This window comes from Paraburkholderia antibiotica (assembly GCF_012927125.1).
In the GTDB taxonomy this organism is placed as follows: Bacteria; Pseudomonadota; Gammaproteobacteria; order Burkholderiales; family Burkholderiaceae; genus Paraburkholderia; species Paraburkholderia antibiotica.
Window position 1 is genome coordinate 130,925 of the sequence record NZ_JABBFZ010000001.1, and the last position, 18,001, is coordinate 148,925.

An 18,001-nucleotide genomic window follows, 5' to 3' on the forward strand; every position below is an offset into this window, starting at 1 on the left:
CGGCTTACTTGACGCTTGCACCTGCCGTCGCCCGATTCAGCGAGCGGCCCAGCGATTCTTCCACTGCCGCGGAGATTGCTTCGATCGTTGCGGGCGGCGTCGCGCGGCGGCGCCCGAGGTCGACCGCGCGACGCGTCATGAGGCCGTACAGCGCGGCGTGATCGCCGCCGAGTTCTTCGAAGAGCGCCAGCTGCTTTTGCACGACGCCGGTGTCGCCGCGCGACACGGGGCCGGCGAGCGCGTTGGGCAAGCCTTTGTCGCGCGCGGTTTCGATCGTGCCGGCGAGCATCGGCAGCAGCGCGCGCAGCGCGTCGTCCTCGGCGAAGCCCAGCGTGCGCCATAGCGCGACGCATTCGGCGAGGCCGCACAGCGCGAAGCTCGCCGCGTAGTGCGCGGCGCCGTGGTAGAGCATGCGGCTGCCCGGCGGAATCGACAGCGGATGGCAGCGCAGCGCGACGGCGAGGGCGGTCAGCGTGTCTTTCAACGTGCCGTCGGCTTCGATCGTCACCGAGCAGCCGGCGATCCGCTCGAGATCGGTGAGCTCGCCGCCGAACAGATACAGCGGATGAAAGCCACCGATCGACGCGCCCTGGTCGTGCGCCGGCGCGAGTAATTCGACGGGCGATGCGCCGCTGCAGTGCACGAGCGCCTTGCCGCTCGCGGTGTCCGGGGCGAACCGGAGTGTGTGCGCTGTCGTACCGATGCTGTCGTCGGGAACGGCTAAAAAAACGATATCGGCGGCCTCGACGATCTGCTGCGGATCGTCGTAAGCCGTGCAGCGCTCGATCTGGGCGGCGAGCCGGCGCGCGGAATCGGCCGAGCGGCTCGCCACCGCGGTCACCGGATAGCCGGCGCGCGCAAAACCCAGCGCCAGACAGCGCGCGAGCCGCCCCGCACCGATGAAGCCGACACGCGGCAAGGAAGACTGGGACATGATCGGCGGCTCCGGACGGGTCGATTGAACGGGAAGGATGAAGTATCGCGCATCCGGCTCATCGTCGGCGCGATCGGGCCCTGTGTGTGCGGTGGGGCTTGCGGTGGACCTCGCGTTGGCGCGGCTTGGCGGCCGATTTTCGTCGGATCAATCCGCCGGCGATATGGCACCGCCTGCCGATCATCGGGCCGCGCGACGCTCGCGGGTCTGAAAACTGCTCACAATCGTGACTGCTCCAATCGACGTTTTGCAGTTGCTGTTCCGTACTTTTTGCTGTTCCGGTACTTCGTTTCGCAGTCGGAAATTCGGGAGGGTAGCGATGAGTATTTTTTCTTACCGAAAACACTTGCGGTTCCTGACGCACGCGCAGCGCCGTCGCTGGTGGGATCAGAAAAAGCGCCTGACGCCTCGTGTGCGGATCAGCGGCGCCTACGTGCCGCCGAACGTGTCCCGCGAATTTGTCTATGTGAAGGTCGGCTAGACGCGATCTTCGCTTGGACAGGTGGGAAAATGCCCGGTGAAAGCAATTCGCCGGGCATTTTTTATGGGAAATTCCTTTCCGCTGTCAGTTTTGAAGCGAATTTGTAATCAAACATTACGGAACCGCGAACTCCACGACGCCCGCGCGCTCTCATCTATGACGCGCGGCGAGCTTGCCCCGCCCAACTCCTTGATTCCCGGCCCGTTTTGCCAGCGCCGTTGTGGCCCCGACGTTCGTGCCTGAAGCACGTCGCGGCGAGCCCAAAGTCGCGCATTGCAATTTGCAACAAATGCGAACAGATCGGCCGGGCCTTTTTCGTTAAATTGATTCAACAGCATGCGAGGCATGCGCAGTCGGCGACCTTGGCAGGCCGCGCTAGGAGAATAGAAGTGAAAAAGATCGTTCCGTTTGTCGTTGCAGCAGCACTCGGCCTCGGACTTGCCGGGGCCGCTCAGGCGCACGTTTCTGTCGGTATCGGCATCGGGGTGCCGGTCGCGCCGGCCTATCCGGTGTACGCGGCGCCGCCGCCGGTTTATTACGCACCGCCCCCGCCGCCGGTCTATGCTCCGGCCCCGGTCGTGGTGGCGCCGGCTCCGGTGGTGGTCGGTGGCTATTACGGCGGGTATGGGCGTCCTTATTATCCGCACGGCTACTATCGCGGGTACTACGGCCACGGTTATGGCCACGGATACTATCGCCGCTAAGCGCGGGCGCGGATGACGCGCGGGAATGTCGACGGCGTAACGCCGGCTTGAATGCCGGGTTACGCCGTTTTCTTTTGCGCGCTGTTTTGTCCGTCCGATGATTCGTCCGGCGCGAGCACTCCGAAAACTCGCGCGGACACCCCACGCAGACGACGTTCCAAAGCATCGGCGAAGCTGGGAGAATGGCTATTTCGCCATCGCTCAGGAGAGTTTCGCCGATGCAAGCGCTTCCCGCTCCCACTTTCGATGACGTTCTCGACGCCGCCGCGCGTCTCGAGGGCGTCGCGCACCGCACCCCCGTGTTGACGTCGAGCACCTTCAACGAGCGCACCGGCGCGTCGGTGTTCTTCAAGTGCGAAAACTTCCAGCGCATGGGCGCGTTCAAGTTCCGCGGCGCGTATAACGCAATCTCGCATTTCGACGCAGAGCAGCGCAAGGCAGGCGTGCTGACCTATTCGTCGGGCAATCACGCGCAGGCGATCGCGCTGTCGGCACGCCTCGCCGGCATTCACGCGACGATCGTGATGCCGCACGACGCACCCGAAGCGAAGGTCGCCGCGACTAAAGGCTATGGCGGCGAAGTGATCACCTACGACCGCTACACGGAGAATCGCGAGGAAATCGGTCGCCGGCTCGCCGAGGAGCGCGGTATGACGCTGATCCCGCCGTACGATCATCCGCACGTGATCGCCGGGCAGGGCACCGCGGTGAAAGAGTTGATCGACGAAACCGGGCCGCTCGACATGCTGTTCGTGTGCCTCGGCGGTGGCGGGTTGATCGGCGGCAGCGCGTTGTCGGCGGCGGCGTTGAGCCCGGCTTGCACGGTGATCGGCATCGAACCCGAAGCGGGCAACGACGGCCAGCAATCGCTCGCGCGTGGCGAGATCGTGCACATCGACACGCCGCGCACGATCGCCGATGGCGCCGCCTCCACGCATCTCGGCCACTACACGTTCGCGGTGATCCGCAAGCTGGTCGCGCGGATCGAAACCGTCAGCGATGTGCAACTGATCGATACGATGCGCTTTTTCGCCGAGCGCATGAAAATGGTCGTCGAGCCGACCGGCTGTCTCGCGGCGGCAGCGGTGCTGAACGGCGTCGTGCCGGTGAAGGGCAAGCGCGTCGGCGTGGTGGTGAGCGGCGGCAACGTCGATCTGGCCAGGCTCGCGCAGTATCTGGCGTAAAGCGGGTCGGCTTCGGCCGCGCCTGGCTGAATGAAAAACGGCTCGCCAAGGCGAGCCGTTTTCTTATGGGCCGTGGTCAGCCATTAGCCATCAGCGATCAACTGGAGACATGCGCGGCGCTCTGCACGATCAGATCGTGATACCCGTTGACGATCACGCTGTATGAGAAATACGCGAACAGCAGCGCTGACAGCACATGACAGGCGCGTAGCAGACCAGCGCCGGCACGCTTGCGGCCGTGGCTGCCGAGCCCGCAGATAAACAGCGTCCAGCACAGGCCGCCGAGAAAGAAGCCGCCGAGGAAGATCGCCGCCGTGGTCGGGCTCGTCGCGCCGGCTTTGGCGATCAGCGCGCCGCCGACCGCCGCGAACCACAGAATCGCCGATGGCGACGACACCGCGAGCAGCACGCCGCGCAAAAAGCCGCGCCACGCGGACAGATGCGGCGCGCTGGCCGAGCCTTCGCCGGCCACCGCGGGCGCCGTGGCCGGGTACATCGCCTCGCGCGCCATCTTCCACGTGAGGAACAGCAGGATCGCCGCGCCGCCGATCCACACGACCCAGCGCACCGATTCGAACTGCAGCAGCGCGGCCATGCCGGCAAGCGCGAGCGCCGCGTAAATCAGGTCGCCGACGCACGAGCCGAGGCCGAGCCAGAAGCCCGGCCGGAAGCCATGCGACAGCGTCAGCGAAATGATCGCGACGTTGACGAGACCGATATCGAGGCACAGCGACAAGGACAGAAAAAATCCGTCCGACATCATTGAAAAGGCGTGCATCCGGGCGACCGCTCCATCCGTTCTGTTATCTGTTTTGTTGTCTGTCGTTCTGCGATGCGCGGCTCAGGCCTTGCCGAGGCCCAACTCGTCCCATAGCGTGTCGACGCGCTGCTTGACCGCGTCGTCCATCACGATCGGGCGGCCCCATTCGCGGTCGGTTTCGCCCGGCCACTTGTTGGTTGCGTCGAGTCCCATCTTCGAGCCGAGTCCGGCCACCGGCGACGCGAAATCGAGGTAGTCGATCGGCGTGCGGTCGACCAGTACCGTGTCGCGCGTCGGGTCGACCCGCGTCGTGATCGCCCAGATCACCTCGTTCCAGTCGCGGATATTCACGTCCTCGTCGACGACGACGATGAACTTCGTATACATGAACTGCCGCAGGAAGCTCCACACGCCGAACATCACGCGCTTGGCGTGGCCCGGGTAGCTCTTCTTCATCTGCACGATCGCCATGCGGTAGCTGCAACCCTCCGGCGGCAGATAGAAGTCGGTGATTTCGGTGAACTGCTTCTGCAGCAGCGGCACGAACACTTCGTTCAGCGCGACGCCGAGCACCGCGGGTTCGTCGGGCGGTTTGCCGGTGTAGGTGGAGTGATAGATCGCGTCGCGACGCATCGTGATGCGCTCGACCGTGAAGACCGGGAACCACTCCTGTTCGTTGTAGTAGCCGGTGTGGTCGCCGTACGGGCCCTCGAGCGCGTGCTCGTAGCCCGCCGACGCGCCCTTCGACGGACGCGGCGGGGCGCCCGCCGGCGCGGGGGAGGGCGCGCCCTCCTGCGGATAGATGAAGCCTTCGAGCACGATCTCGGCGCGCGCCGGCACCTGCAAACCGTCGACGCCCGGCGTGATGCACTTCGCGAGCTCGGTACGGCCGCCGCGCAGCAAGCCGGCGAACTGGTATTCGGACAGCGTGTCGGGCACCGGCGTGACCGCACCGAGGATCGTCGCCGGGTCCGCGCCGAGCACGACCGCTACCGGATAAGGCTTGCCGGGATTTTTCAGCGCGAACTCGCGGAAATCGAGCGCGCCGCCGCGATGCGCGAGCCAGCGCATGATCAGCTTGTTACGGCCGATCAGTTGCTGTCGATAAATTCCTAGATTTTGTCGGCTCTTGTTTGGCCCTTTCGTGACGGTCAGACCCCAGGTAATCAGCGGCCCGGCGTCGCCCGGCCAGCAGGTCTGGATCGGCAGTCTGGCGAGATCGACGTCGTTGCCTTCCCAGACGATTTCCTGGCAGGGCGGCGCGCTGACCGCCTTCGGCGCCATGTCCCACACGGCCTTCGCGAGCGACAGCAGCTTGCCGGCGTCCTTCAGTCCTTTCGGCGGCTCCGGCTCTTTCAGCGCGGACAGTAGCCGACCGACGTCGCGCAGCGATTCGAGCGCCGCCTGGTCGCCATCGGCGCCTGTTTCAGCGTCGATGCCCATGCCGAGCGCCACGCGGCGCGGCGTGCCGAACAGGTTGCCGAGCACGGGAAACGCGTGCTGCCCGGTATGCTCGAACAGCAGCGCCGGGCCGCCCGCGCGCAACACGCGGTCGCACAGCTCGGTCATTTCCAGCTTCGGCGACACCGGTTGCGAGATGCGGCGCAGTTCACCCATCGATTCGAGGCGGCCGATGAAGTCGCGCAGGTCTTTATATTTCATCTGTGACGGTTGGGGCCGCATGCGCGGCGCATAGGGACAAAGGGCGAACGGACACGACAAAAACGTACAGCGGGCAGAACGGCGCAAGCGCGCTGCCGACGCCAAAGCGATTGTCGATTTTACCTGCGTTGGAAAGCGCACGTAGAGCAACCAAATGGCCTAATTGAAGTAGCCAGGGTCAGATCGCTGAAAACACGCGTGGCAGGCGGTTTCCGGCCGACTGAACACTGTTCATAATTACAAATAGTTATAGATTTTGCTTTCCATAGTGTTGACGATCTATAAAACCGTGCATAGAATCCGTCCACATTGGTTGTGGGGTGTTAACCTTTTTACCGCTACCCCCGGTTCTTGAGACGCAACGCGTCACCGTTTCCGCTCCCTGCAGGGCACGGACGGCTTATTGAAGTCCTCACCAGCGTCCCCTGACGCTGGTTTTTCGCGTGGGAGCAAGGTCCGGCATGCTTCGAGCGTGTCTGGGCTGTTTTCGAGATGGCTCCCCAGACGGTATTTGCCGTTTTCCCGACATCGCTGCTGCCCAACCAGAGAGCACGCGATGTCTTGATTCCGCGAACGTGTGGTACCGCCTGATCATCCGGCGGCGTCCGCGGATCATGCAAGATGGGAGATCTGAATGAACGCTTGGTTATCGTGGCGTCCCGATGAGCGTATTGCGCAGCTTGTGCGCGGTGCGTTGCGGCGCGGGACGCGAGTAAGTCATCACCTGTTCAGCATTGTCGGCGGGATCGCCGTGGTGCTGGCTCTTGTTCTTTGGCTGATGCCGGCCTGGCGCGGCGTGCTTGCCGCGCGACTGATGCCGGTCGTTTCCGCGGCCGTGCAGGCGGGTCCCGCCCGTCTGCTGCAAGGCAATCCGATGCCGGCCATCGGTCCGGCCGGCAATGCCGGCGGGTCGTCCGACGATACGCTGTCGGCCAATTCGGCCAGCACGTTGAACAATGCCGATGCCGCCAACGATGGCAGCACGGCCTTCACCGTCGGTAGCACCAACTTCGACAACGCGGTCGACAACTCTGGCTCGACCGGCATGGGCGTCGCGGCGCTGAATGGTCTCGCTCCGCGCGCGATGCAAAGCGTGGGTGCGCTGGCCCGCCTGATTCCGTCGCAGCGTGTCTCCGCCGATGCGCGGGACGACCGTGTGCTGGTATCGAGCCACGAGCAGGACCTGGTGTCCTCGTACCTGGCGCGGCGCTACCGTGTGGCTCAGGAACCCGTCAGCGAGCTCGTGAGGGCGGCGTTCGATACCGGCCGCGAAGTCGGCCTCGATCCGCTGCTGCTGCTGTCGGTGATGGCGATCGAATCGGGCTTCAACCCGTACGCCGAAAGCGGCGTCGGCGCGCAGGGCCTGATGCAGGTGATGTCGAAGGTCCATTCGGACAAATTCCAGTACTTCGGCGGCCAGGGCGCGGCGCTCGAACCGCTGACGAACATCAAGGTCGGCGCGCTCGTGCTGAAGGATTGCATCGCGCGCGGCGGCTCGCTGCCGGGCGGCTTGCGTCTGTACGTTGGCTCGACCTCGCAGGACGACGGCGGCTACGGCGCCAAGGTGATGGCCGAGCGTGGCCGTCTGCGCGACGTCGCGCGCGGCCGCAAGGTGCCGATCAACGCACCGCAGGCGCCGGCGCTGACCGCCTCGGCCAATACGACCGCGGTGGCGAGCAATAACGGCGGGAACGGCAAGCGCGTGCAGATGACGATGCAGACGGGGCACGCGGTGAGTGCGGCGGTGCATACGCAGCCGGCCGAACCGGACGACGATGCGAGCGCCACGCGGCATGTGGCGGCGTCGGCTTCGGAACTGGGCGCCTGAGGGTAGCGGTTACGGATTTCGGGGCTGGCAGAGGTTCGTACCGGCTAGCACTAGAGACAAAGTCTGACGTGCATGAAAAAAGGACACCTGAGAAGGTGTCCTTTTTTGTTTCTGGCTGCAGGTCGAAGGCGGCGGGGCGTTTCGGCGTGACTGACGCCTGGCCGGTGGCGCGTTGTGCGGATGGGGGGCGGGGCCTGTGGCCTGGTGGTGCAAGGTCGGCGGCGTGTTCGTCGCGCGGCACCGTCAGCGTGACTGTGGCGTTACGCGTCAAGCCCAACCATGTCGCTCAACGCCCGCAGCCTCAATGCCGCCCGAACAGCTTCGCCAACCGCTCGACCGCTTCTTCGAGCTTCGGATAGGCGGTCGCGTACGACAGCCGGATGTACTCCCTCGGCGCGGCTGTGCCGAAGTCCATGCCCGGCACCAGCACGACGCCGGCATCGTGCAGCATCGCCTTCGTGAGCGCCGCGCTGTCGCCGGCGGCCGGATGCGCGACGCCGCGACAGTCCGCGTACACGTAGAACGCGCCGTCGGGCATCACCGGGACCGAGAAGCCGAGCGATTCGAGCGCCGGCGCAATGAAATCGCGACGGCGCTTGAATTCGAGGCGCCGCGCTTCGTAGATGGCGATCGTCTCCGGCTCGAAGCACGCGAGCGCCGCGTGCTGGGCAAGCGCCGACGCGCAGATGAACAGGTTCTGCGCGAGCTTTTCGAACGCGCCGACCATCGCGGGCGGCACGACCAGCCAGCCGAGCCGCCAGCCGGTCATGTTGAAGTACTTGGAGAAGCTGTTGACGGTGATCACGTCGTCGCCGAATGCCAGCGCCGACACCGGCTTCGCGTCGTAGCTGAGGCCCTGGTAGATCTCGTCGACGATCGTGAAGCCGCCGCGGGCGCGCACGGCCTTGACGATGCGTTCGAGTTCGGCCGGCTCGATCGAGGTGCCCGTCGGGTTCGACGGCGACGCCAGCAGCACGCCCCGGGTGCGCTCGCCCCACAGGCGCTCGACGTCGGCGGCGGTCAGTTGGAAACGCTCGGCCGGCCCGCTCGGCACCATCACCGGCTTGCCTTCGGCGGCGATCACGAAATGGCGGTTGCACGGATAGCACGGGTCGGGCATCAGCACTTCATCGTCGCGATCGACGAGTGCCGCGCACGCGAGCAGCAGCGCGGCCGACGCCCCCGCGGTCACGACGATCCGGGCCGGATCGACGTCGATGCCGTAAAAATCGGCGTAATACGCGGAGATCGCGTCGCGCAACGCGTGCAGGCCGAGCGCGTTCGTGTATTGCGTGACGCCGCGGCGCAGCGCGTTCGCCGCCGCCTCGATCACCGGTTCGGGCGCGGTGAAATCCGGCTCGCCGATACCCATGTGAATGATGTCGCGCCCCTCGCGTTCGAGTAGCGCGGCCTCCTTGGCCAGTTCCATCACGTAGAAGGGCTGGATGGCGTCGACGCGGGCGGCAAGCCGCGCCAGCGGTTCGGTCACGGAGTTCATACAGTCAGATCCAGTTCAGAAGCAGAAGCGCGACGACGGGGCCCGCGCGACGGATGAAGCGCTGATGCGCTGGGGCAGCCACAAGTCGTGCCCCGAGTCACATCCTGAGTCACATTCTGATAGGGGCGCCGGCGAGGTTTGCCGCGCGCCCGAGGCAAACGCGCATGGCGGCCATCTTCGATGGATGGCGCCACGCGCGTCGCGTTCAGCCCTTGCGGGCCGCTTGCGTTTCGGTGGCGCGCAGTTGCGCCGCGAGCTTGTCCAGCACGCCGTTCACGTACTTGTAGCCGTCCGAGCCGCCGAACGTCTTGGTGAGCTCGACCGCCTCGTTGATGACCACGCGATACGGAATGTCGACGTGATTCTTCAGTTCGAACGCGGCGACCAGCAACACCGCGCGCTCGACCGGCGACAGCTGTTCGATCGGACGATCGAGGCACGGCGCGATCGCGGCGGACAGCGCTTCCGAGTCGCGCATCACGCCATGCAGGATCGCGTCCAGATGCTCGTGATCGGCCTTGTCGTAACCTTGCGCGCCGCGCAATTGCGCGTCGATCTCGCCGGCGGGCGAGCCCGACAGCAGCCACTGGTAAAGCCCCTGCGTGGCCAGTTCGCGGGAGCGTCGGCGTGCGCTCTTCATGCCTCTTCCTCGTCTTCGTCTTCTTCCTCGTCGTCATCGCCGCCGAGCTGTTCGAGCGCAACCGCGAGGTTGGCCATTTCGACGGCCACGCGCGCGGCGTCGCGACCCTTTTCGGTCATGCGCGCGACAGCCTGTTCGTCGTTCTCGGTGGTCAGCACCGCGTTGGCGACGGGGATGCCGAAGTCGAGACCGATGCGGGTGATGCCCGCGCCGCTTTCGTTCGACACCAGTTCGAAGTGATAGGTCTCGCCGCGGATCACCGCGCCGAGCGCGATCAGCGCGTCGAACTGGGCGCTTTCCGCGAGCTTTTGCAGCGCGAGCGGGATTTCCAGCGCGCCCGGCACCGTGACCAGCAGCACGTCTTCGCCGGTCACGCCGAGGCGTTCGAGTTCTTCGATGCAGGAGTCCGCGAGGCCGTTGCAGACCGGTTCGTTAAAGCGCGCCTGGACGATGCCGATGCGCAGTCCGTCGCCGTCGAGATTCGGTTGGTATTGTCCGATTTCCATGTGAATTCCGTAGTGTTTGAGTGGGCGCGAGGCGCGTGGGTAGCCGGATCAGCCTTGCGGGGCTTGCTTGCTGCTGCCGGGCATCGGCACGAAGCCCGTGACTTCGAGACCGTAACCCGACATGCTGCCGAGCTTGCGCGGGTTCGACAGCACCTGCATCTTGCCGACGCCGAGTTCGCGCAGAATCTGCGCGCCGATGCCGTAGGTCTTGAAATCGACCGGCCGGCGTTTGAGCGCGTTGGCTTTTTCCTTCGAGTCGAACGCCTTGAAGACGTCGATCAGATGGTCTTTCGAGTCGCCGCAATTCAGCAGCACGACCACGCCGAGATCGCGCGCGGCGATTTCCTTCATGGCCGCATCCAGCGTCCACGAATGGGTGGATTCGCCGACTTCGAGCAGATCCAGCACCGACAGCGGCTCGTGCACGCGCACCGGCGTGTCTTCGTCCGGGTTCGGCGTGCCGCGCACCAGCGCGAGATGCGGCTGGCCGCTCGGCTGGTCCAGATACATGATCGCGCGGAACGGGCCGTGCGCGGTCTGCATCGTGCGTTCACAGACGCGCTCGACGATCGACTCGGTGCGGCTGCGATAGTGGATCAGATCGGCGATCGTGCCGATCTTCAGGCCGTGCTCCTGCGCGAACTCGATCAGGTCGGGCAGGCGTGCCATCGTGCCGTCGTCCTTGATCACTTCGCAGATCACGGAAGCCGGCGTGAGCCCGGCGAGCGCGGTGAAGTCGCAGCCGGCCTCGGTATGGCCGGCGCGCACCAGCACGCCGCCCGGCTGGGCCATGATCGGGAAGATGTGGCCCGGCTGCACGATGTGCTCGGCCTTCGCGTCCGGCGCGACCGCGGCGGCGACCGTGCGGGCGCGATCGGCCGCCGAGATGCCGGTCGTCACGCCTTCGGCCGCTTCGATGCTGACCGTGAACGCGGTGCCGTACTGGGTGCCGTTGCGGTAGGTCATCAGCGGCAGGTTCAACTGCTTGCAGCGTTCCTGGGTCAGCGTCAGGCAGATCAGGCCACGGCCGTAGCGGGCCATGAAATTGATCGCTTCCGGGGTGACGAACTCGGCGGCGATCACGAGGTCGCCCTCGTTTTCGCGGTCTTCTTCGTCGACGAGGATCACCATCCGGCCGGCTTTCAGTTCGGCGATGATCTCTTGGGTGGAGGCGAGCGTCATGTTGGCGAGATTTTCGGGAAAGCGCGTATTTTACGCCACGCGCGGGCCCAAGTCGCCTCCGCCGGACGACATAGGCCATCCGGCCGACTGGTGATGAGCGGGGCTGCGCTGCTACGCTCGTCGAAACCGGTGGGGTAGGGCAACGGAGCGGGGCGGCGGGCGTGGCGCGGTGGACGGGCTCCGCTTACGGATTGCAGCCGTGAGGAACGGTACTGACGGGGCGTATCGGCGACTGGGCAACGGCTTTACTTGTGGCTTGCCGGGAGACCTGCATGGCTCGGACCATTCGCGATGCGGCCAATGGCCGCCGCTGACTTTGGCCGATTGCCATGACGCGTCTACAGTATTCGTATCGTTCGCCAATGGAGGTTCGAGTGAAGCGTACGTGGACGATCATCGGCGTGAAGGACGTGGCGCGCAGTTTTCGCTGGTATCAGACGCTGTTCGGCCAGCCGCCGACGTCTCCGGCTCATGACGACTTCGGTCAGCTCGTCGATACGGACGGCACCGTGCTGCTCTGCCTGCATCGGTGGGGCGCGCACGAGCATCCATCGTTGCTGGATCCAGGAAATGGCCAGGCGGGCAACGGCCTGCTGCTGTTTTTCCGTGTCGACGATTTCGACGCCTGTCTCGCAAGGGTGCGCACGCTCGTGTCCCGGCTCGACGACGAGCCGCACCTGAATCCGCACACGGGAACGCTGGAGTTTGCTCTGCGTGATCCGGACGGCTATTGCGTGATGGTCAGCGCACTCGCGGCGGCGTGAGAGCGCTTCCGCATGACGGACGGCAGTTGCTCGAGCGGTCCAGATTGCGTGGCTAAAACCTGTATCGACATTTCCCGCTTTGCCCTCGATCATGTTTATCGCGCGCAATATGCTCCGCGTGCATGATGGTTTGACGCAAGTCACTTTCCCAGCACGAAAACGCCCGTTTTTTCGATGCCCAAGATGTATGGTGCAGCGCAAGATCCGTCGAAAACACGGGGTTTCCGGCTGCATCATACTTTGCAGGTATGAAAGAGGACAGGAAAAGTATTGGACGCCAAAAACGCGGGAAGGGTATAAAAACGTCCAATGAACTCCCCTCTCGCAGCAGCAGCCGACATGACCCTAGCGACCATCGAACGTATCGAAACAAGCCTCGTCGATTTGCCGACGATCCGCCCTCACAAGCTGTCGGTCGCCACGATGTATGGGCAGACCCTGATGCTGGTGAAGGTGTACTGCAGCGACGGCGTCGTCGGCATTGGCGAAGGCACCACGATTGCCGGCATGGCCTACGGCCCCGAAAGCCCCGAGGCGATGAAACTCGCGATCGACGCCTACCTCGCGCCGGCCATGATCGGCAAGGACGCCACGCGCATTCAGGCGTTGATGGCGCACCTCGGCAAGCTGGTCAAGGTCAATCATTTCTCGAAGAGCGCGCTGGAAACCGCGTTGCTCGACGCCCAGGGCAAACGCCTTGGCGTGCCGGTGAGCGAACTGCTGGGCGGTCGTCGTCGTGAGCGTTTGCCGGTGGCATGGACGCTCGCCTCGGGCGACACCGCGAAGGACATCGCCGAAGCCGAGCACATGCTCGAAGTGCGCCGGCACAAGGTCTTCAAGCTGAAGATCGGTGCGAAGGAACTCAAGACCGACATTCGCCACGTCGCCGAAATCAAGAAGGCGGTTGGCGATCGCGGCGCGGTGCGCGTCGACGTCAATATGGCCTGGAGCGAAACCCAGGCCGCCTGGGCGATCCCGGCACTGGCCGACGCGGGTTGCGATCTGGTCGAGCAGCCGGTCGCGTCCGCCGCGGCGCTCGGTCGTCTGATGCGCCGCTTCCCGGTCGCGCTGATGGCCGACGAAATTCTGCAAGGACCCGAAAGCGCGTTCGAGATCGCAAAGAACGGCGGCGCCGACGTATTCGCGATCAAGATCGAACAGAACGGTGGTCTGTTCGCCGCGCAGCGCGTCGCCGCCATCGCCGACGCCGCCGGTATCGAGCTGTACGGCGGCACGATGCTCGAAGGCGCGTTCAGCACGGTGGCTTCGGCGCATCTGTTCGCGAGCTTCGCGAACCTGCAATGGGGCACCGAACTGTTCGGCCCGCTGCTGATCACCGAAGAGATTCTGACCCAACCGCTCGACTACAGCGACTTCGAGCTGACCGTGCCGAACGGCCCGGGGCTGGGCATCGAACTGGACGAAGCGAAGGTCAAGCGCTTCACTCGCGACGGGCTGATGAAAGTCACCCGCTAAACGGATACCGATCAAGAGGACTTAAAGATGCTTTTCCATGTACGGATGGACGTGAACATCCCGCTCGACATGCCGGCGGATGTGGCCAACGAGATCAAGGCGCGCGAGAAGGCTTACTCGCAGGACCTGCAGCGCAGCGGCAAGTGGCGTCATATCTGGCGCCTCGTTGGCGAGTACGCGAACTACAGCGTTTTCGATGTGGAGAGCAACGCCGAGCTGCACGAGATTCTGTCCGGCCTGCCGCTCTTTCCGTACATGAAGATTTCGGTGACGCCTCTGTGTCGTCACCCGTCGTCGATTCGGGACGACGACATTTGAGCCCAGTGGCGAAGCGCTCTTTGAAGTCGGGCGTAAGCAACATTATTTTTTCCCCCAATACCAACTGGAGACAGTCATCGTGAGCGTCAAAGTATTTGAAACCAAAGAAGTGCAGGACCTGCTGAAGGCAGCATCGAACGTCGACGCCGGCAACGGCAACGCGCGTTTCCAGCAAGTCGTTTTCCGTCTGCTGGGCGATCTGTTCAAGGCGATCGATGACCTCGACATCACGCCCGACGAAGTCTGGGCCGGCATCAACTACCTGAACAAGCTCGGTCAGGACGGCGAAGCGGCACTGCTGGCGGCCGGCCTCGGTCTCGAGAAGTATCTCGACATCCGCATGGACGCGGAAGACAAGGCGGTCGGTCTGGCAGGCGGCACGCCGCGTACCATCGAAGGCCCGCTGTACGTTGCCGGCGCTCCGGTACGTGACGGTCTGTCGAAGATCGACATCAATGCCGATGCGGATGCAGGTCCGCTGGTGATTCGCGGCACGGTCAAGGGTATGGACGGCAAGCCGGTGGCTGGCGCGGTTGTCGAATGCTGGCACGCGAACTCGAAGGGCTTCTACTCGCACTTCGACCCGACGGGCGCACAGAGCGAATTCAACCTGCGCGGCGCGGTCAAGACCGGCGCGGACGGCAAGTACGAATTCCGCACGCTGATGCCGGTGGGCTACGGCTGCCCGCCGCACGGCGCGACCCAGCAACTGCTGAACGGCCTCGGCCGCCACGGCAACCGTCCGGCGCACGTGCACTTCTTCGTCACGAGCGACTCGCATCGCAAGCTGACCACGCAGTTCAACATCGAAGGCGATCCGCTGATTTGGGACGACTTCGCGTACGCAACGCGTGAAGAACTGATTCCGCCGGTCGTCGAGAAGACGGGTGGCGCGGCGCTGGGCCTGAAGGCCGACGCGTACAAGGACATCGAGTTCAACTTCACGGTGACGCCGCTGCTCCAGGGTAAGGACAACCAGCTCGTCTACCGCCTGCGCGCTTCGGCCGAAGCGTAATGGCGCCGGGCGACGGTGTGGCAACACGACCGTCGCCCGCTTCGTTGCGGGAATCATCCGCTACCGATACAAGTCCTCGTGGATGGTCAACGCCGTCCACGAGGACTTTCTCGTATCGGGTCCCTTCTTTTACGGTCAGCCACCCTGGCGGATCGAGTATCTAGCGCATTGAGGAGCTGACGGTGTCGAGCAAAATTCGCGAGCAGGCCGCACACGATGTCGCGTCCGTGCTGCCGGAGCGGGCCCACGATCTGGCGCGCTTGCAGATTCTGATCGACGACAGCGAGCCCGTCGTCACCGTCGTCGGCAAGTACAACCATGGCAAGAGCAGCCTGCTCAACGAATTGGTGGGCCGCGACGCGTTCGCCGTGTCCGACCGGCGCGAAACGGTGCGGCTGTCCGATAGCGTGCGCGAGGGTGTGCGCTGGCTCGACGCGCCGGGGCTCGACGCCGATGTCGGCAGTGCTGACGATCGCGAGGCGCTGCGCGCCGCATGGCTGAAGTCGGACATTCGCCTGTTCGTGCATGCCGCGAAAGAGGGCGAGCTCGACGCGAAAGAGCTGGCGCTGCTGAGCGAACTCGATCGGGACCGCGTGCGGACCGGACGGCAAACGCTGTTCGTGCTGTCGCAAGTCGACCAGCTCGCCGACGATGCCGAGCTGCAGAGCGTCGGCGCCGCGATCGATCGGCAGATGCCCGGCGTGGTGCTGAACGCGGTGTCGTCGATGCGGCATCGCAAGGGGCTCGAAGGCGGCAAGAAACTGCTGCTGGAGAAAAGCGGTATCCCCGCGCTGCACGTCACGCTGCAGACCGAACTCGCGCGCGTGCCGAAGGCGCGGGCGCAGGAAACCGAATTGCTGTTCCGCGAAATCGGCACGAAATTGCAGCAACTGCGCGCGGCGCAGCAGACGTCGCTGGATCTGCTGCGGCATACGCAGCAACAGCAAAGAATCGACTTCGATCGCGGCCTGTCGTCCGTGATCGAAAAAGTGGCCGGCGATATCGAAGCCATGTTGAACGCGCTCGGCACCGATCACGCGATCGTGCCGGATACCGCGAAGGACGCCTACGCGATTACCGCGGGCAAACTCGAACGCGCGCATATCCAGATCGCGTACTCGCGCGCCTGCATCGAAATCGACGCGCTGCTGGCCGGGCATGGCGTGATCGGTCTGCCGAAGGAACAGCATACCGCCGCGAAAAGCCTGAACTCAGTGATGATCGCGGTGATGGGCGTGTCGGTGAAATTCCGCAAGGATTTGCGCCGGATGTTCTGCGAAGCATCGGGACGGGAGCGCATGCAGCGCGAGTTCACCCACTACTACGAACTGTCCGACGACCGCAAGGCGCTGGCTGCGCAGATCGTCGATATGGAAGCGGCGATTGCTGCGTCGGACCAGGCCGCGACCGCGCTGCAGACACTGGAGGCGCGCGCATGAAAGCCGACGTGAGCCTGGAGCAGCGCTTTATCGCCGAGGTCGACGGGTTCGATTTCGTCGCACAGGATATCGACGCGCTGCTGCATGCGCTGAACGATTGGCTCGCGAAGCTGAATGCCGATCTGGAAGCTGGGCGCGTGCGGTCGGATGGCTTGCAGTCGCACAGTGTGCTGGCGCGCGAGGCCGACGCGATCAATACGTTGCTGGGCGATAGCACGCCGACGTGGACACGGCAGTGGACCGACCTGCAGGTCGCGCAAGCGTTGGCCGATCGTTTCGACGATCAGGCGCTGCTGCTGGTGTTCGGCAAGTTCAACGCCGGCAAGAGTTCGTTCTGCAATTTCCTCGCCGAGCGTTTCGCCGCGCACAACCGGCCCGTGCAGTATTTCCACGTCGACGCGGGCCGTGTCGTCGAAACGTCCGAGCCCTTCAGGGAAGGCGCGACCGAAACGACGTCGCGTCTGCAAGGCGTGCGCCTCGGCGAGAAACTGGCGTTGCTCGATACGCCGGGCCTGCATTCCGTGACGCCGGAAAACGCCGCGTTGACGCAGCGCTTCACCGACAGCGCCGACGGCGTGCTGTGGCTGACCAGCTCGACGTCGCCGGGACAGGTGCAGGAGCTCGACGAACTCGGCCGCGAATTGCACAGGAACAAGCCGCTGCTGCCAGTCGTCACGCGTAGCGACGAGTACGAGGAAGACGAAGTCGATGGTGAACTCGTCAAATGTCTGCGCAACAAGACCGCGCAGCGTCGCGCGTTGCAGGAGCAGGACATTCGCATTCGCGCGCAGGAAAAGCTCGTGGCGATGGGTGTCGATGCGGCGCTGCTGAAGTCGCCGGTGTCGATCTCCGCGTACGTCGCGCGGGTGGAAGGGCAGACGCCGGCGGCGCTGAACGAGGCCGGTTTCGAACGGCTTTATGCGGCGTTGCTCGACATCGCGGGGCCGGCGCTCGCTTATAAGCGGCGCAAGCGGGCCGAGATACTGCTGCATCATCTGGAAGAAAACGTGTTGGGCAGTCTGCAGCGCGACGCGGCGCCGATGCTCGTCGGGCTCACGCAGTCGACGCAGGCTGCGCTCACGATGCTGGAGCAACAGCAGGAGCAACTCGTCAATGCGGTGTGGCGCGGCATCGCGCCGACGTTGCCGGCGTTGCTGGATGCGCACGCGGCAACGCACGACGTGAAGGCGCTGTGCAACACGCTGTCGCAAGCGATATTCGAGCGGTTTGGTCGCGAGGCGGAGCGGGTGTTGGGCGATTATGCGATCGTGTTCGACGCGTCGCTTGCGCGTATTGCACTCGACGAGAAGGCGGATTTCGACGAGATCGTCGTCGAGCGTGGGGCGGGTGGTGCGGTTGGCATTGCGGTGGCGAGCGAAGTCGCGGGTGTCGATTATGGGCGGCTGCATGCCGCGCTCGGCCACGCGATTCGCGAGTGTCTGCTGAGCCTGGTCAGCCATGCCACGCAACAGTGCCGCGCGTCGATTACCCGACTGACGGCGCTCGCGCGCGAACTCGAAGAGATTCTGGCGAGAAACGAAGAACGCCTGCTCGGACTGAAATCGAAAGTGCGGTCCGAGTCTGTCTGAGGCGGGGTCCTTCCAGCGCGC

The 18,001-nt window shown here is 64.6% G+C and carries 17 protein-coding genes; 10 read left to right on the plus strand and 7 right to left on the minus strand.

All coding sequences use genetic code 11. The features are described from left to right. Window positions 1-4: 4 nt before the first annotated feature. Window positions 5-934: a Rossmann-like and DUF2520 domain-containing protein gene (locus HHL14_RS00620; RefSeq protein WP_169495662.1), complete on the minus strand. Its 930-nt coding sequence runs from the start codon at window positions 932-934 to the stop codon at window positions 5-7. 226 nt (window positions 935-1,160) lie between these two features. On the opposite strand from HHL14_RS00620, the gene HHL14_RS32790 reads away from it, so the two are divergent. The 3 genes from HHL14_RS32790 to HHL14_RS00630 all read left to right on the plus strand — a co-directional run bounded on the left by HHL14_RS32790 (window position 1,161) and on the right by HHL14_RS00630 (window position 3,303). After that, window positions 1,161-1,415: a hypothetical protein gene (locus tag HHL14_RS32790; RefSeq protein WP_206002203.1), complete on the plus strand. Its 255-nt coding sequence runs from the start codon at window positions 1,161-1,163 to the stop codon at window positions 1,413-1,415. Window positions 1,416-1,804: 389 nt separating this feature from the next. Next, window positions 1,805-2,119 (plus strand): hypothetical protein, encoded by a 315-nt coding sequence (locus HHL14_RS00625; protein ID WP_169495663.1) that lies wholly within the window; start codon window positions 1,805-1,807, stop codon window positions 2,117-2,119. A 218-nt stretch (window positions 2,120-2,337) separates the two neighbouring features. Further along, window positions 2,338-3,303 (plus strand): threo-3-hydroxy-L-aspartate ammonia-lyase, encoded by a 966-nt coding sequence (locus tag HHL14_RS00630; protein ID WP_169495664.1) that lies wholly within the window; start codon window positions 2,338-2,340, stop codon window positions 3,301-3,303. Between the two features lie 97 nt (window positions 3,304-3,400). Here HHL14_RS00630 and HHL14_RS00635 read toward each other — a convergent pair whose 3' ends face one another. Continuing rightward, the gene (locus HHL14_RS00635; RefSeq protein WP_169495665.1) at window positions 3,401-4,081 is read right to left on the minus strand and encodes a LysE family translocator; all 681 of its coding nucleotides are present in this window, start codon (window positions 4,079-4,081) and stop codon (window positions 3,401-3,403) included. 63 nt (window positions 4,082-4,144) lie between these two features. Further along, a complete protein-coding gene (locus HHL14_RS00640; protein WP_169495666.1) occupies window positions 4,145-5,725 on the minus strand; it encodes a UbiD family decarboxylase in 1,581 nt (526 codons plus the stop codon). 634 nt (window positions 5,726-6,359) lie between these two features. On the opposite strand from HHL14_RS00640, the gene HHL14_RS00645 reads away from it, so the two are divergent. Beyond that, window positions 6,360-7,553 (plus strand): transglycosylase SLT domain-containing protein, encoded by a 1,194-nt coding sequence (locus HHL14_RS00645; protein WP_169495667.1) that lies wholly within the window; start codon window positions 6,360-6,362, stop codon window positions 7,551-7,553. A 301-nt stretch (window positions 7,554-7,854) separates the two neighbouring features. Here the strand turns inward: HHL14_RS00645 and HHL14_RS00650 are convergent, their stop codons facing one another. The 4 genes from HHL14_RS00650 to ribBA form a co-directional block, all read right to left on the minus strand. Next, the gene (locus tag HHL14_RS00650) at window positions 7,855-9,051 is read right to left on the minus strand and encodes a pyridoxal phosphate-dependent aminotransferase (protein WP_169495668.1); all 1,197 of its coding nucleotides are present in this window, start codon (window positions 9,049-9,051) and stop codon (window positions 7,855-7,857) included. A 205-nt stretch (window positions 9,052-9,256) separates the two neighbouring features. Next, window positions 9,257-9,691: a transcription antitermination factor NusB gene (nusB, locus tag HHL14_RS00655; protein WP_169495669.1), complete on the minus strand. Its 435-nt coding sequence runs from the start codon at window positions 9,689-9,691 to the stop codon at window positions 9,257-9,259. Then, window positions 9,688-10,197 carry a 6,7-dimethyl-8-ribityllumazine synthase gene (ribH, locus tag HHL14_RS00660; protein WP_169495670.1) on the minus strand — a complete coding sequence of 170 codons (510 nt, stop codon included), beginning with the start codon at window positions 10,195-10,197 and terminating at the stop codon, window positions 9,688-9,690. Before ribH ends, nusB begins: the two co-directional genes overlap by 4 nt. A gap of 48 nt (window positions 10,198-10,245) precedes the next feature. Continuing rightward, window positions 10,246-11,379 (minus strand): bifunctional 3,4-dihydroxy-2-butanone-4-phosphate synthase/GTP cyclohydrolase II, encoded by a 1,134-nt coding sequence (gene ribBA / locus HHL14_RS00665; protein WP_169495671.1) that lies wholly within the window; start codon window positions 11,377-11,379, stop codon window positions 10,246-10,248. Between the two features lie 374 nt (window positions 11,380-11,753). On the opposite strand from ribBA, the gene HHL14_RS00670 reads away from it, so the two are divergent. The 6 genes from HHL14_RS00670 to HHL14_RS00695 all read left to right on the plus strand — a co-directional run bounded on the left by HHL14_RS00670 (window position 11,754) and on the right by HHL14_RS00695 (window position 17,980). After that, window positions 11,754-12,143 carry a VOC family protein gene (locus tag HHL14_RS00670; protein ID WP_169495672.1) on the plus strand — a complete coding sequence of 130 codons (390 nt, stop codon included), beginning with the start codon at window positions 11,754-11,756 and terminating at the stop codon, window positions 12,141-12,143. A 339-nt stretch (window positions 12,144-12,482) separates the two neighbouring features. Further along, the gene (locus HHL14_RS00675) at window positions 12,483-13,619 is read left to right on the plus strand and encodes a muconate/chloromuconate family cycloisomerase (RefSeq protein ID WP_169495673.1); all 1,137 of its coding nucleotides are present in this window, start codon (window positions 12,483-12,485) and stop codon (window positions 13,617-13,619) included. A gap of 27 nt (window positions 13,620-13,646) precedes the next feature. Next, on the plus strand, window positions 13,647-13,937 hold the full coding sequence (gene catC / locus HHL14_RS00680) for a muconolactone Delta-isomerase (protein WP_169495674.1): 291 nt from the start codon (window positions 13,647-13,649) through the stop codon (window positions 13,935-13,937). 79 nt (window positions 13,938-14,016) lie between these two features. Then, a complete protein-coding gene (gene catA / locus HHL14_RS00685) occupies window positions 14,017-14,952 on the plus strand; it encodes a catechol 1,2-dioxygenase (RefSeq protein ID WP_169495675.1) in 936 nt (311 codons plus the stop codon). Window positions 14,953-15,134: 182 nt separating this feature from the next. Continuing rightward, complete coding sequence (locus HHL14_RS00690; protein WP_169495676.1) at window positions 15,135-16,391, plus strand: GTPase; 1,257 nt, start codon at window positions 15,135-15,137, stop codon at window positions 16,389-16,391. Beyond that, on the plus strand, window positions 16,388-17,980 hold the full coding sequence (locus HHL14_RS00695) for a GTPase (RefSeq protein WP_169495677.1): 1,593 nt from the start codon (window positions 16,388-16,390) through the stop codon (window positions 17,978-17,980). Before HHL14_RS00690 ends, HHL14_RS00695 begins: the two co-directional genes overlap by 4 nt. Window positions 17,981-18,001 lie beyond the last annotated feature (21 nt).

Bases quoted from the DNA above. Each gene is read 5' to 3' on its own strand.
- HHL14_RS00635 (WP_169495665.1), bottom strand. From the start codon at position 4,081: ATGCACGCCTTTTCAATGATGTCGGACGGATTTTTTCTGTCCTTGTCG.
- ribH (WP_169495670.1), bottom strand. From the start codon at position 10,197: ATGGAAATCGGACAATACCAACCGAATCTCGACGGCGACGGACTGCGC.
- HHL14_RS00620 (WP_169495662.1), bottom strand. From the start codon at position 934: ATGTCCCAGTCTTCCTTGCCGCGTGTCGGCTTCATCGGTGCGGGGCGG.
- HHL14_RS00675 (WP_169495673.1), top strand. From the start codon at position 12,483: ATGACCCTAGCGACCATCGAACGTATCGAAACAAGCCTCGTCGATTTG.
- ribBA (WP_169495671.1), bottom strand. From the start codon at position 11,379: ATGACGCTCGCCTCCACCCAAGAGATCATCGCCGAACTGAAAGCCGGC.
- HHL14_RS00695 (WP_169495677.1), top strand. From the start codon at position 16,388: ATGAAAGCCGACGTGAGCCTGGAGCAGCGCTTTATCGCCGAGGTCGAC.
- nusB (WP_169495669.1), bottom strand. From the start codon at position 9,691: ATGAAGAGCGCACGCCGACGCTCCCGCGAACTGGCCACGCAGGGGCTT.
- HHL14_RS00645 (WP_169495667.1), top strand. From the start codon at position 6,360: ATGAACGCTTGGTTATCGTGGCGTCCCGATGAGCGTATTGCGCAGCTT.
- HHL14_RS00650 (WP_169495668.1), bottom strand. From the start codon at position 9,051: ATGAACTCCGTGACCGAACCGCTGGCGCGGCTTGCCGCCCGCGTCGAC.
- HHL14_RS00630 (WP_169495664.1), top strand. From the start codon at position 2,338: ATGCAAGCGCTTCCCGCTCCCACTTTCGATGACGTTCTCGACGCCGCC.
- HHL14_RS00640 (WP_169495666.1), bottom strand. From the start codon at position 5,725: ATGAAATATAAAGACCTGCGCGACTTCATCGGCCGCCTCGAATCGATG.
- catC (WP_169495674.1), top strand. From the start codon at position 13,647: ATGCTTTTCCATGTACGGATGGACGTGAACATCCCGCTCGACATGCCG.